The organism is Curtobacterium sp. MCPF17_046 (assembly GCF_003224295.1).
Classification (GTDB): domain Bacteria; phylum Actinomycetota; class Actinomycetes; order Actinomycetales; family Microbacteriaceae; genus Curtobacterium.
In genome coordinates, this window is the sequence record NZ_QKLB01000001.1 from 171,292 (window position 1) to 184,852 (window position 13,561).

The following is a 13,561-nucleotide window of genomic DNA, read 5'->3' on the forward strand; positions in this document are numbered from 1 at the left end:
GGTCCTGGCCTACCGGATCTCGAGGTCGTACACCGAGTAGCCGTACGGCGTCGCGCGCTCGACGCCGTGCAGGCGGACGTACCGCCACGAGCCGTGCAGGTCGAGCCGGTCGGTCCCGCCGTCACCGTCCGTCTCGGTCGCGAGCGTCGTCCACCCGTCGTCCGTCGCGTTCCGCGCTTCGATGCGGTAGGCGCGGCCGAACGCGTCCTCCCACCGCACGACGGCTCCGTGCAGCTCGTGCTCCGCGCCGAGGTCGACCGCGAGCCACTGGTCGTCGGTGTGCCCGCTCGCCCAGCGGGAGCCGGCGTCCCCGTCGACGGCGTTGCGGGCGGGGACGCCGTCACCTTCGTCGGCCGAGGACGACACGGCCGCACGGTGTGCGAGGTCGGGGGTCGGGGCGCCCTCGGTCGAGAACACGCGGAGGGCCCACAGGGAGACGCCGTACGCCGTGTGGCGGCGGTCGGCGAGCAGGCGGACGTACCGCGCGGACACGTCCTCGAACGGGTGGGTCGCCGTGCCGCCGCTGCCGTGCTGCTCGCCGGCGACCGTCCGCCACTCGTCGTGCGGGTCGTCCCGGACCTGGATGCGGTAGGCCTCGGCCGAGGCGGCCTCCCAGTCGACCTGGACCTGGTCGACGGGCACGACGGCGCCGAGGTCGACGGCGATCCACTGGTCGTCACGGGCGGCGCTGGACCACCGCGTGGCCCCGTCCCCGTCCACCGCGTTGCGGCCGGCGAGGTCTCCGCGCTCGTCGGAGGACGTGGTCACCGGCTTGCCGACCGCGACGTCCCGCGACGGGCCGGGCAGGACCGCTCCGTCGTCGTCGGCGTGCTCGTCGAGGGTGGTCACCGCCGCCTGTGCGGAGGCCCGTCCGACGGTGGCGGTGACGGTCGCGGTGGCACCGCCGTCACGTCCGGCGGTCACGACGCCGTCGCCGTCGACGCTGCCCGTGCCGACGTCGTCCCCGCCCGCGACGGACCACGCCGGTCGGTCCGTGGCGAGGAGGCCGCCGTACCCGTCACGGTCGAAGCCGTACGCCCGGAGCCGGACGGTGTCGGCGGGGCGGACGGTCGCCGACCGCGGTGCCAGGAGCACGTCCTCGACCTCGACGGCGGAGGCAGCCGGGGTGCCGGACACGTGCACCTCCCAGATCGAGTAGCCGTACCCGGTCAGCCGCTGCGTCATGTGCAGGCGGACGAACCGGGCACTCGTGCCGACCGCGACGGTGTCGGCGTCCGCGGTGGTCTTCTCGACCGTGCGGACGTCCCGCCAGTCGTCGTCCGCGGCGTCCTTCACCTGGACGACGTACTGCTCGGCGGCGGCGGCCTCCCAGTCGACCCGCACGGTGGTGACGTCGGTCATGCGCCCGAGGTCGATCGTGTAGTCGACGTCGTCGACCCCGTGCGCGCTCTCCCAGCGGGTGCTGCGGTCGCCGTCGACGGCCTTGCCGGCGGTGTTGCCGCCGTCCGACGAACTCGCGGTGACGTCGGCTCCGGCTGCGGCGTCCGGGATCGTCGTGACGGACGCCACGACGGCGGCGCCCTCGACGCCTGCGCCGGTGGCGACGACGTACCCGGAGCCGGCGGCGGTCGTCGTCACGGTGCCGTCGGCGGCGACCGTGCCGGACCCGGTGTAGGTCCAGCTGACGTCACCGGGCAGCGCGGCGGGGTCGCCGTACTGGTCGTGGCCGGCGGCGCGGAACCGCTGCGGCGTGCCGACGACGAGCCGCTCGGTGCCGGGGGTGACGTCGATCCCGGTGAGGACCGGTGCCGGGGCGACGCGGAAGGCGACCGATCCGTGCACGTCGCCGACGGTCGCGGTGACGGTCGCCCGGTCCGACCGCTCGCCGGCGCGGAGGACGCCGGAGTCGCTGATCGTGCCGGCGTCGGTGGACCAGGTGACGTCGCCGAGGTCGACGGTCGCGCCGTACTGGTCGCGGCCGGTCGCCGTGAACGTGGTGGTCGTCCCCGGGACGACGGTCTTCGGGTCGCCGTCGGCGTGCACCTCGATCTCGGCCAGGTGGGCGTCGAGGTGCGAGGTGATCTGCGTCTGCGCGGGGACAGCGATCTGCCCGATGACCTCGGTGCCGTCGTACACGTCGTACGTGTGCTGCACGGTGTCGGGGTTGTCGAGCACGTAGCTGATCGTCCCGTCGGCCGCGCGGAACACCTGGCTGAGCGGGTCGGAGGTGTGCCGGTCGGTGACCTCGGTGCCGACGGTGCGGTTCGACATGGCCTGGTGGTAGACGAGTCCGGCCATCGACTGTCCGGTCACGGCCGGGTCCTCGGCGTCCCACAGTGCGGCATGGACGTCCGCGTAGGTGTCCGGGTCGTACTGGCCGAGGAAGCCGAGGACGACGTTGCCGAGCGCGTCACCCATGCCGCTGAAGACCCGCGCGGCGTGCGCGGTGTCCGGCCCGGGGGTGTGGTCGGTCAGGTCGACGCCGTACAACCCGTCGATGGTGGCGGTGTCGGCGCGGAAGTCGTCGACGAGGAACGGCATGAGCGGCGACGGCACCGGCCAGTCCTCCGGCAGACGGTCGGCGGTGCGTCCGTCGAGCTGGGCGGGGACGAGCGACGCCGGGAGCGTCTCCGGGGTCCAGTACCGGTCCGGGAACACCACCCGTCCGTCGTCGTCGACCGAGACCAGCAGCGTGTCGGTGGCCTGGACGTACAGGGGGTTCGCGGCGGTGCGCTGGGTGACGTACCCGGGGTGGTTCGTCTCGACGCTGCGGATCGCCTCCTGCAGTTCACCGATCGCAGCCGGGCGGTCGCGGCTGATCGTCGCGTCCCCGTAGGTCCCGACACCCCACCACTTCTTCGTGAGCATCTGGATCCGGCCGGCGTTGCCGTCGGTGACCCCGGCCTGGCCGAGCGCCCGGGGTCGGGCCGCCATCATCTCCCGCATCAGCGCCTTCGAGAAGTCGGGGTCCCACCCGAAGTAGTCGAACCAGGGTGCGGTCGGCATCCACTGGATCCCGGAGATCCAGGCCGGGTCGCCGGAGAAGTACGTGGCGTGGGCCTGGCCGGAGTCGAACAGGATCCCGGCCTGTCCGTGCCGGTACGCGTCAGGGAACGCGCCGTTGCCGTCGTACGAGGCCGAGGCGGGGTTGCCGCGGACGTTCTGCCAGTAGTCGCGGACGGCGGCCCGTTCGGTGACGTACTGCATCGCGCCGGTGGCCTGCATGTCCTCGTCGCCGAGGACGCTGCCGAGCAGGAACAGGCCGGCTTCGGACTGGATCGCCTCGGAGGACGACTCCTGGTTGTTGCCGCCCGGGGAGGACACGCCGCCCGCGTTGGACCGGCCCTCCCAGACGCCGAAGGTGCGCAGGTGCGGGAAGCGGGCGTCGTCACGGTCCCAGTTCGCGTACTGCTTGACCACGAGGGTCGCCATGCCCTCGTACCGGTCCGCCCAGGCGGGGTCGACGCGGCCGAGGAGGGCCGTCGCGACGGCGAAGTAGCCGTAGTGGAAGTGGTTGTCGTTGAACTGCGCGGAGCCGTACGAGTCGGCGAACCCGATGAGGGCCTTCCACGTCGGGTACATGGCGAAGAAGTGCTCCTTCTCGCCGTCCGTGTACGTGTACCAGTCGGTCAGGGCCGTCTCGAGCGTGTCCTGCAGCTTCCGGGCGTCCTCGGTGGCGCCGATCTGCCGGGCGATGGTCATGTACTCGGCGAGTTGCAGGACGTCCTTGCCGCCCCAGTACGTGTCGCCGCCGTAGGTGGTCTTCGCGGCGTAGTCGTGCAGGTACCGCCGCATGACGTCCTCGGAGTACGGGTCGTCCCCGACGGTTTCCGGGGTGGCGCCGATCGGCGTGATGCCCGTGAACCGGTAGTCGAGCGTCCACCCGTCGTGCCCGACCGTCGTCTTCATCGTGCCGCGCGGGGTCGCGTAGGTGGCGCCGGTGAAGCGCAGGTTCGTGGTGGCGTCGGCGTACTGGTGCTGCAGCCAGCCCTGCACGGTGTCGTGGTCGTCGCCCTGGAGGGTCTCGGTGTCGACGGACCACTGCTGCCGGACGTTCGCGGCAGCGGGGTCGTAGGAGTACGTCATGGTCGTGTCGCGCGGCACGGCGAACGCGGTCCGGTGCAGGTCGTCCAGCGTGAGCCCGGCCTCGGGGACCGCGCTGAGGACCAGGTACGGCGTGCCGGAGGAGGCCTCGAGCGCGTTGCCGGTCCGGGTGAAGGTCGTGCGGTCGGGAGCGTGCACGCCGAAGACGTGCCCGTCCTGGCGGATCTCGAAGCGGTCCGTCGTCACCGGCAGCGTGAGGGGCCGTCCGTCGCCGTCGGTGACCTCGGCTCCGTCCTGCAGGGTGATGCGCGGCGTCATGCCGTGGAACTCGAACCACTCGTACGGCGAGCCCTGCATGCTCGTGACGTCCATGTACTGGCCGCCGGGGCCGTCCTGCGGCATGCGCCAGCTGACGTTCCAGTCGCCCCAGCGGAGCGCGTCGGCCTGCTCCGCGGAGAACGTCGTGGAGAACCGCTCGGCCAGGCCCTCCGGCGCGTCGGTGAGCAGGACCTGGTCGACGAGGACGTGGGCCCACCCGGCACGGAGGTCGTCGACGACGCGCACCTGCGCGGAGCGGCCCTGGAAGCGGGAGACGTCCCAGCTGTCCCACCGCAGCTGCTCGCTGTCGGTCCCGGTGCTGCTCGCCACGACGTCGCCGTCGACGAGCAGCTGCACGGCCTCGTGGTCGGGGTGGTTCCCGCCGCCGACGAGGAACGCGAGCGTGGACCGGTCGATCGTGAAGGACGGGGAGGTGAGCGTCCCGGTCGCGCCGTCACCGTCGGCGTCGGTGAACGAGTCGAGGAACCGGTCACCGAGCCACCCGGCGACCTCGCTCTGCCCGGTGGCCGTGCCCGACGCGGTCCGGTCGAACGCGTCGCCCGTGGCGGTCCAGCCCTCGGGCAGGCCGTCCTCGAAGTCGGCGAGCACCCGGTCGGAGGTGTCCGGGGTCGGCTCGACGGTCCCGCCGACCGTGACCGGCGCCTCGAGGCGCATCGCCGTGCCGTCGCTGTTCCAGCGCGTCGGGATGGTGACCTTCGTCCCGGCGGCGCTGTTCGACGAGACGAACGGGTACGCCCACATGTCGCCGGAGTACCTGCTGACGAGCAGGTCGGTCCACCACTGGTTCGTCGGGACCGGCTTGCCCGCCTGCGACGGGTCGATGTACAGCCGCTGGTCGAGCGTCTTCTGCACGTCGGCGCTGTCCGTGATGCTCGCCGGCGGGGTCGGGGCGTAGGACCCGTCACCGACCCGCACACCGTCGGCGGCCGGACCGACCGCCCGGGTCCCGGCGTCCTGCTCACCGACGGCCGCGGTCGCCTCGGCCGCGATCGCCTCGGCCGGGGACCGCGGGACGTCTGCGGTGGCGGTGGCGGCCGCAGCGGGCGGGCCGACGAGCGCGAGCAGGGTGGCCGCGGTCAGGGCGGAGGCGGTGACGGCGAGGACGGACCTCGTGCGGACGGCGGGACGCGGTGAGCTCACCGGGGACTCCTGTCGGAGGGGCGGGCCGGACACGGCGGACTCCGCGGTGCTCGGCTGGGGCTGTGGTGCGGGACCTGTACCCGGACTGATCGGCAGGGCTCGACGATCCGTCAGCGGTCCCACGTCCTGGATCCTGACGGTGTCCGGGGTCACGCACACGGGTGGAGACCGGACTCCCGTGGTGGAGCCGACTCCACCGTCGACCGGTCGCCGTCACCCTGGTGGTGGTGCGCCTCCGCGCCCTACCGTGGGCGGGTGACGAGCACGGACCGGACCGATCCACCGACGCGCACGGGCGCCCCGCCCCGTCGGACCGGGCCGTCGACCGGGCCGGCGTGGACCGTCCCGCCGTGGACGTTCCTCCTGTCGGGCACGCCGTGGCGAGCGCTGCTCGACGTCACCCTCACCGCGGCGCTCGGACTCGTCGTCGTCGCACCCGTCGTGGCCACCTGGTTCCTCGCCCCCGTCTGGGCCGTCGCGGTCGCCCGGGTCGGTCGCCGCCTGCCGGTCGTGCTCGGACTGCCCCGCGTCCCGGACCCCCGGTCGTCCGGACGAGTCCGCCACACCACCCTGCGTGGACGGTTCCGCGACCCGCTCGCCTGGTCCGAACTCGGCTACCTGCCCGTGTTCCTCCTGGTCGCCGGGATCGGCTTCGCACTGGTCGTCCTGACCCTCGTCAGCGTCAGCGTCGCCGTGGGGGCCGCCACCGGGGCGCGCCCGCAGGACGACGACGTCGTCCGGACCTGGCTCGACGGCCTCCGGCTCAGCCCACCCGTGGAGCTCGCGGGCGCCCTCGTCGTGCTCGTCGTCCTGCTGTACGCGGTCACCGCCCTCGCGACCGCACACGACCTGGTCGCCCGGGCACTCCTCGGCGACCGGACCGGGGAACTCGAACACCGCGTCGAGGAACTCACCGACTCGCGGCGGGCACTCCTCGACGGGTTCGACGCCGAGCGGCGACGCATCGAACGCGACCTGCACGACGGCGCACAGCAGCAGCTCACGATCCTGTCGATGAACATCGGTCTGCTCGCGGTCGACCTCGACGCCGCCGAGCGGGACGGCCGGGACCTCGGCGCCCTGCGGCAGGCCCTCGACCGCATCAGCGGCAACGTCGACGACGCCGTCGACGCCCTGCGCGCGACCATCCGCGGGATCCACCCCCGCGTCCTCGTCGACCACGGACTCGGCGCCGCCGTCGACGAACTCGCCGCGCGCTCCCCGCTGGCCGTGCGCGTGGCCGTCGACCTGCCGGTCCGACCGCCCGCACGGGTCGAGACCGCGGCCTACTTCGTGGTGAGCGAGGCACTGACGAACGCCGGTCGACACGGCGCGGCGGCCACCGTGCAGGTGACCGCCGGGACCACCGACGACCGGTTCTGGCTCGAGGTCGCGGACGACGGCGTCGGGGGAGCCGTGTCCTCGCCGGGTGGCGGCCTGGACGGACTCCGGGAACGCGCGGCCGTCCTCGGCGGGTCGTTCCACGTCGAGAGCCCCATCGGCGGCCCGACCGTGCTGCGGTTCAGCGTGCCGACGCACGGCGAGCACCTGCGGGACCGTCCCGACGTGGTTCGATGGCGCTCGTGAAGATCTTCGTGGCGGAGGACGCCGTGCTCCTCCGGGAGGGCCTGGTCAGTCTGCTGGAGCGCTCCGGTCACACCGTGGTCGGCACCGCGGCGGACGCCGGCGCCCTGGTCCGGGGTGTCTCGGCGCTCGCCGCGGCGGGGGAGCGGCCGGACCTCGTGCTCACCGACGTCCGGATGCCGCCGTCCGGGACCGACGACGGCCTCCGCGCCGCGATCGCGCTCCGCCGCGAGCACCCCGACCTGCCCGTCGTCGTGCTGTCGCAGGTCGTCGCGGGCGCGTACGTGCAGGACCTGCTCGACGACGGACGCGGCGGGGTCGGGTACCTGCTCAAGGACCGCGTCGGGAAGGTCGCCGCCTTCCTCCGGTCGCTCGAGACGGTGGCGGACGGCGGCGTGGTCGTCGATCCGGACGTCGTGCGCCACCTCGCCCGTGGTCGGACGACCGACAGCCCGCTGGCCCGGTTGACGGCGCGCGAGACCACGGTCCTGACGCTCATGGCCGAGGGAGCCGCGAACGCCGACATCGCCCGCGAGTTGCACCTGTCGGACGCCGCGGTCGCGAAGCACGTCGGCAACGTCTTCACCAAGCTCGACCTCGCACCGGACGACGCGAACCGTCGGGTCCGTGCGGTGCTCACCTACCTGCGCGAGACGCGCTGACGTGCCCACGACCGAGGAGGCGTGACGTGACGACGATCGGCCTGCGGCGGATGGTCCCCCGCGACCCGACCCAGCGGCACCGTGCCGCGAGCCCCCTGGAGCTGCTGTTCGACCTGGTGTTCGTGGTCGCGGTCGGTCTCGCGGCGACGGACCTGCACGAGATCGAGGCGGAGGGCGAGGTGACGTCGGCGGTCCTGTCGTACGGCCTGGTGTTCTTCTCGATCTGGTGGGCGTGGATGAACTTCACGTGGTTCGCCACCTCGTTCGACACCGACGACTGGCTGTACCGGGTGATGACGGTGGTCCAGATGGCGGGCGTGCTCGTCCTCGCCGCCGGGGTGCACGCCGTCATGGTCGACGGCGACTTCACGGTCGGGATCACCGGGTACGTGGTCATGCGGCTGGCGCTCGTCGGCCAGTGGGTCCGGGCCGCGGTGTCGTCGGCGCGCTACCGACCGAGCGCAGTCCGCTACGCCGTGGGCGTCACCGGCGTCCAGGTCCTCTGGGTCGCGTCGCTCGCCCTGCCGCACGACCTGCGGCCGTTCGCGGCGCCGTTGCTCATCCTCGGCGAACTGCTCGTGCCGGTCTGGGTCGAGTCGCGGTCGGAGACGACGCCGTGGCACACCCACCACCTGGCGGAGCGGTACTCGCTGTTCACGCTCATCGTCCTCGGCGAGGGGCTGCTCGCATCGGCGAACGCCGTGATCGACGCCCTCGAGCACACCGAGCACCTCGGCTCCCTGCTCACCCTCGCGGGCTGCGGACTGGTCATCACCGTCGGGATGTGGTGGATCTACTTCTCGCGCGAGCAGCACGACCACATCCGTGACCTGCGGTCGGCGCTCGTGTTCGGCTACGGGCACTACCTCGTCTTCGCGGCCGCGGGTGCGTTGCCGGCGGGGATCGAGGTCGCGGTGCTCGCCGACGACGGTCGGGTGCACCTGAGCTCCGTCGCCGTCGCCGCGACCGTCGCCGTCCCGGTCGCGCTGTTCGTGCTGTCCATCTGGGCGCTCGCCATCCGACCGTCACTGCCGCAGCGGGCGAACACGGCCGTCGTCGTGCTGTCGGTCGCGGTGCTCGCCTCGATCGCGGTCCCGGCGGTGTCGCTGCCGGTCACCGCCCTGCTCGTCGCGGCCGTGGTGGTGACGCTCGAGGTCGCCTCTCCGCGGGGTGCCCGGGCGCAGAGCGTCCCCGTCGCCGCGCACTGACACGTCGACCGATCGGCGGCGGCCGCCAGGCGGCAGCGCGTGGGAGGAGGCCGCAGCCGCCCGGAGTGGCGGTGCTCAGCGCACCCGCCGTCGCGCCAGCGCGAGCCGCCCGGCCCGGTACGCCAGGCCGACCGCCGTCACGGCCACACCGCCGACGATCGAGGTGAGCGGCAGCGCGGCGACGAGGACGACGCACCCCACCACGCCGACGACGGCCAGGAGGCGCGGGTACCGCCGGTCCTGCCGCTCCTGCGTCCACGCGGCCACGTTCGCGACGGCGTAGTACAGCAGGACGCCGAAGGACGAGAAGCCGATCGCCCCGCGCAGGTCCGTGACGGCGACGAGCACGCACACGGCGACGCCGATGGCGAGTTCCGCCCGTGCCGGCACCTGCCAGCGCGGGTGCACGGCGGCGAACCAGCCGGGCAGGTCCCGGTTCCGCGCCATCGCCAGGCTGGTCCGGCCGACGCCGGCGATCATCGCGAGGAGCGCGCCGAGCGACGCGGCCGCCGCCCCGACCTGCACGACGACGCCCGGCCACGGCAGTCCGGCCGTGTCGACGACGGACCGCAGGGGCGCGGCGGAGGAGGCCGTGCCTCCCGGCCCGAGCGCGTGCACGGTCGCGACCGCGACGAGCGCGTAGACGACGAGCGTGATCGTCAACGCGGTCACCACGGCCCGCGGGATGGTCCGGGCGGGGTCGACGACCTCTTCCCCGAGCGTGGCGATGCGGGCGTAGCCGGCGAAGGCGAAGAACAGGAACCCGGCGGCCTGCAGGACGCCGAGCGGTGCCGCGGGCGTACCCGGGTCGGCCGCGGTCGACCCGGTCGAGGTCGTGCCGATCACGACCACGACGGTCAGCGCGACGAGCGAGACGACGACGAGCACGCGCGTGAGCAGCGCCGTCCGCGTGATGCCCAACGTGTTCACGACCGTGAGCAGCACGACCGCGGCGATCGCGACGGGCTTCTGCCACGGCTCCGGTACGACGTAGGCGGCGAAGGTGATCGCCATCGCCGCCGAACTCGCGGTCTTGCCGATCACGAAGCCCCACCCCGCGGCGAACCCCGTCCACGGTCCGAGCCGCTCCCGCCCGGACACGTACGCACCACCGGACGTCGGGTACCGGGCTGCCAGCTGCGCCGACGAGGTGGCGTTGCAGAAGGCGACGACGCCCGCCAGGACGAGGGCGGGGAACAGCCCCGTCCCGGCAGCGGCGGCCGCGGGGGCGAACGCCGCGAACACGCCGGCGCCGATCATCGAGCCGAGACCGATCGTGACGGCGTCGGACAACCGGAGACGACGGGCCAGGGGGCCGGTCACGGGAGCGTGGTGCACGTCCGTCACCGTGCCACAGCCGGGTGAACGGGGCGTTGCCGGGTGTCAGGCGGCGTGGCGTCCCAGCGAGACGGCCTCGAGCGGGGTGTCCTGCAACTGCCGACCGCGGAACCACCGGAGGAGCCAGTCCGCCGGTGACCCCGAGAGCCCGGTCGGCAGACCACCGCGTCGCTGCAGGAAGTCGCTGAAGCCGGGCTCGTCGCGGACCTCGACGTCGGAAGGGGTGCCGAAGGCCATCGACCAGCCGTCGAAGCGGCGCGTGTCGATCTCCTCGCGGCTGAGCGAACGGACGTCGGTGTGGCGGGGGTCGCGCTGGATCGCGCCGAAGCGGTCCTCGACGCTCCACGCCGGCCCCTCGAGGACCTGCATGAAGCGTCCCTCCTTGGCGACGAGGAGCCCGGAGACGCCGAGCGCGTCGTTCTTCAGGCGGGCGTCCCGCAGCAGGTCGACGAGCTGCGCGTCGGTGAGGTCGTCGACGGCGACGGACATGTAGACGAGGGAGAGCATCGCTTCACTCTCGTGCACGACCTCCGGAGGGGTCAACCGAGCGTCCACCGGATCGCCGGATCCCGCACCGAGCCGTCCGCCGCGACCGCACCGACGGTCGCACGGTCCTGACCGGCGCGGCGCGGACGCCGACCGCGTCGCCTGCCGCTCACCCGTTCTCCCATGTATGCCGAGCGCGCTCGGTGTGGGGACGCAGCCCTCCGCGACCACGCCTGACCTGCCACGGGTACGGGACACGGACTCCGCCGGCAGCCTCGGCGGACCCCGACCGTCCCCGCTGCCAAGCTGGGCCCGTGGAACACGACGGGGACCGATGGGTGCAGCGACTGCGGGACGGCGAGGTCCCTCCGACCTGGCGGATCGTCCTCGTCACGGTGCTCGTCTCGGCGCTCGGCGCGTTCCTGCTCGTCGAGATGTTCGTGCAGCCGGACGTCACGCGCCGCATCGCGGACGCGACGCCGCGCAGCGGGGTGTTCCTGCTCGTCCCACCGATCCTCCTCCTGACGGGACCGGGCGTCGCGCTCGCCGCATGGTCGTCCGGCCGACGCGACCGTCGCACCCTCGCCCGGATCCGCGCCACCGGTGGCCGGCCGGTGTTCCACCTGCCCGTCGAGACGGCCGCCCTGGTCGCGGGCGAGGAGTTCGCCGACCCGAAGCCGGAGGTCTGGACCGTCGACGACACCGGGCTGCACGGCTGAACACCCGACCACGCCCGGCCGGTGCATGCGCTGCCGTGGGAACGCATCCGCGCCTTCGGCCTCGCGAACACCGTGGTCAAGGGGGTGCGACAGGACTGGGGCATCTGGGTGAGCACCGCGAACGGACACGTTGTGCTCGCTCCCCGGACGACGCTCGGTCGGCCCTTCGCCGCCGGTGGGCTGAAGCGACCCGTGCTGGTGCGGGTTCTGCGCTCGCTCCGCGCGGAGCTCGATCCCGCCGGCGCCACCCGGACCACCGAGCGCCCGGGTGCGCGGCCGGGGGACACGCCGCTCGGCTCCCCAGCAGCCCCGACCGGGTAGGGAAGAGCCCATGGGTTCACGATTCCGCGGCAAGGTCGTCGTCATCACCGGAGCATCGAGCGGCATCGGCCGGGCTGCTGCGCACGAGTTCGCGAAGCAGGGCGCCACGCTCGTCCTCGCGGCGCGCGGCGAGCAGAGCCTGGAGGAAGCCGCCGCCGAGTGCCGCAAGCTCGGCGCCGAGGCCGTCGCCATCCCCACCGACGTCGCCGACGAGCGACAGGTGAACGACCTCGTCGGCACCGTCACCAGCCGCTTCGGCCGCATCGACGTCTTCGTCGGCAACGCCGCGCTGTTCGTCTACGGCCTGTTCGAGCAGACCCCGACCGAGGCGTTCAAGCGCGTCGTCGACACGAACCTGCACGGTCACGTCCACGCTGTGAAGGCGCTCCTGCCGCACTGGAAGCAGCGTGGTGAGGGCACGTACGTCCTCGTCGGCTCGATCCAGTCGCTGCTGTCCGCGCCGTACCAGTCGGCCTACGTGACGAGCAAGCACGCGGCCCTCGGGCTCATGGACGTGCTCGCCGACGAGCACCTGGGCACGCGCATCCGCTTCGGCACCGTCCTGCCGTCGACGATCGACACCCCGATCTACCAGAACGGCGCGAACTACACCGAGAAGGCGTCGCACCCGCTGCCCCCGACCGTCTCCGTGCAGCGCGCGGCGAAGGCCGTCGTCGCCGAGGCCCTGCACCCGAAGCGCAACCGCTACGTCGGGCGCATCCAGGCCGCGCTCGTGCCGGCCGAGTTCATCGTGCCGTGGCTGTTCCACCGCATCACTCGTCCGGCCGTCGAGGTCTTCGCTCTCCGCGGGAAGCAGGCGCCCACCGACGGGAACCTCTACGCACCGACCGACGCGGGCAACGCCACCGACGGTGGCTGGGTCGCGAAGCGGCGTCGCGTGACGCGGCCGCTGGTCTGGCTCGGCGTCGCCGGTGCCGCCGTGCTCTTCCTCCGCAGCGGCTCGCGCCGCTGACGCGGGCGTCCGTCGGACGGGAGGCCCGGTGCCGGTCGGCTCCGGGCCTCCCGTCCGTCCGCCGGGCGCACACCTCGGACCCGTAGAGTCCGTCTGTGCCACGGACCGGACGCAGCAGCTCTTCCTCCCGTCGCGTCGGAGGCTCCGCCCTCGCGCTGGCGGTCGTCCTCGCGGCGGTCGTCGCCGGTCCGGGCGGTGCTGCGCCCGCCGCGGCGCACTCGGCGCTCATCGGCAGCAACCCTGCGGACGGGGCCACGGTGACGACGGCCGTGCGGCAGGTCGACCTGACGTTCAGCGAGGCCCCGCTCGCGGGTCTCGACGCCGGACTCCGCATCGAGGTGCGGGACCAGACCGGCCAGGACGAGTCGACGGGCGAGGTCCGCGTCGAGGGGACGACGATGTCGAAGCGCGTCGACCTGTCGGCCGGCCCGCACACGGTGCTGTGGCGGTACGTCTCACCGGACGGTCACCCGGTCGACGGCCAGGTCGCGTTCACCGTCGAGGCCGCTCCGGCTGCGTCGAGCGCCCCCACTCCGCTCTCCTCGCCGTCCGCCACCGCGAGCCGGGAGGCCCGGTCGGACACGTCCGCCACGGCGACGCCGACCCCTGCTGCTGCCGCTGACCCGACCGCGACCGGTACCGGAGCACCCGTGCTGCCGTGGGTGCTCGGCGGGGTGCTGCTCGTCGTCGCCGGCGGCGTCGTCCTCGCCGTCCGGCGGCGATCCTCCCGGGCCGGCGGGTGATCCAGAGCATGGGCCGGGTCCTCCGCAGGACCGCCCCGGACAC

10 protein-coding genes are annotated in these 13,561 nt (G+C 73.5%); 7 read left to right on the top strand and 3 right to left on the bottom strand.

The genetic code is table 11. The annotated features are described in order from the left end of the window. Nucleotides 1-9: 9 nt before the first annotated feature. Nucleotides 10-5,484 carry a discoidin domain-containing protein gene (locus DEJ32_RS00775; protein ID WP_110899998.1) on the bottom strand — a complete coding sequence of 1,825 codons (5,475 nt, stop codon included), beginning with the start codon at nucleotides 5,482-5,484 and terminating at the stop codon, nucleotides 10-12. 255 nt (nucleotides 5,485-5,739) lie between these two features. Here DEJ32_RS00775 and DEJ32_RS00780 point away from each other — a divergent pair, with 255 nt between their 5' ends. The 3 genes from DEJ32_RS00780 to DEJ32_RS00790 are packed head-to-tail and all read left to right on the top strand — an operon-like array spanning nucleotide 5,740 to nucleotide 8,938. After that, the gene (locus DEJ32_RS00780) at nucleotides 5,740-7,071 is read left to right on the top strand and encodes a sensor histidine kinase (protein ID WP_110899999.1); all 1,332 of its coding nucleotides are present in this window, start codon (nucleotides 5,740-5,742) and stop codon (nucleotides 7,069-7,071) included. Then, nucleotides 7,068-7,730 (top strand): response regulator transcription factor, encoded by a 663-nt coding sequence (locus DEJ32_RS00785; RefSeq protein WP_220032800.1) that lies wholly within the window; start codon nucleotides 7,068-7,070, stop codon nucleotides 7,728-7,730. Before DEJ32_RS00780 ends, DEJ32_RS00785 begins: the two co-directional genes overlap by 4 nt. A gap of 26 nt (nucleotides 7,731-7,756) precedes the next feature. Then, nucleotides 7,757-8,938, top strand: coding sequence for a low temperature requirement protein A (locus DEJ32_RS00790; protein ID WP_258368853.1), 1,182 nt, complete (start codon nucleotides 7,757-7,759; stop codon nucleotides 8,936-8,938). A 75-nt stretch (nucleotides 8,939-9,013) separates the two neighbouring features. Here the strand turns inward: DEJ32_RS00790 and DEJ32_RS00795 are convergent, their stop codons facing one another. Together DEJ32_RS00795 and DEJ32_RS00800 are read right to left on the bottom strand one after the other, a co-directional pair. Beyond that, a complete protein-coding gene (locus DEJ32_RS00795; RefSeq protein ID WP_375342306.1) occupies nucleotides 9,014-10,198 on the bottom strand; it encodes an APC family permease in 1,185 nt (394 codons plus the stop codon). Between the two features lie 123 nt (nucleotides 10,199-10,321). Next, a complete protein-coding gene (locus tag DEJ32_RS00800) occupies nucleotides 10,322-10,783 on the bottom strand; it encodes a BLUF domain-containing protein (protein WP_110889676.1) in 462 nt (153 codons plus the stop codon). Between the two features lie 293 nt (nucleotides 10,784-11,076). Here DEJ32_RS00800 and DEJ32_RS00805 point away from each other — a divergent pair, with 293 nt between their 5' ends. The 4 genes from DEJ32_RS00805 to DEJ32_RS00820 all read left to right on the top strand — a co-directional run bounded on the left by DEJ32_RS00805 (nucleotide 11,077) and on the right by DEJ32_RS00820 (nucleotide 13,518). Further along, nucleotides 11,077-11,481 carry a hypothetical protein gene (locus tag DEJ32_RS00805; RefSeq protein WP_110900002.1) on the top strand — a complete coding sequence of 135 codons (405 nt, stop codon included), beginning with the start codon at nucleotides 11,077-11,079 and terminating at the stop codon, nucleotides 11,479-11,481. 21 nt (nucleotides 11,482-11,502) lie between these two features. Further along, nucleotides 11,503-11,802 (top strand): hypothetical protein, encoded by a 300-nt coding sequence (locus DEJ32_RS00810; RefSeq protein ID WP_110900003.1) that lies wholly within the window; start codon nucleotides 11,503-11,505, stop codon nucleotides 11,800-11,802. A 10-nt stretch (nucleotides 11,803-11,812) separates the two neighbouring features. Beyond that, nucleotides 11,813-12,775, top strand: coding sequence for an SDR family NAD(P)-dependent oxidoreductase (locus DEJ32_RS00815; protein WP_110900004.1), 963 nt, complete (start codon nucleotides 11,813-11,815; stop codon nucleotides 12,773-12,775). Nucleotides 12,776-12,870: 95 nt separating this feature from the next. Next, a complete protein-coding gene (locus DEJ32_RS00820; protein ID WP_110900005.1) occupies nucleotides 12,871-13,518 on the top strand; it encodes a copper resistance CopC family protein in 648 nt (215 codons plus the stop codon). Nucleotides 13,519-13,561: the final 43 nt, after the last annotated feature.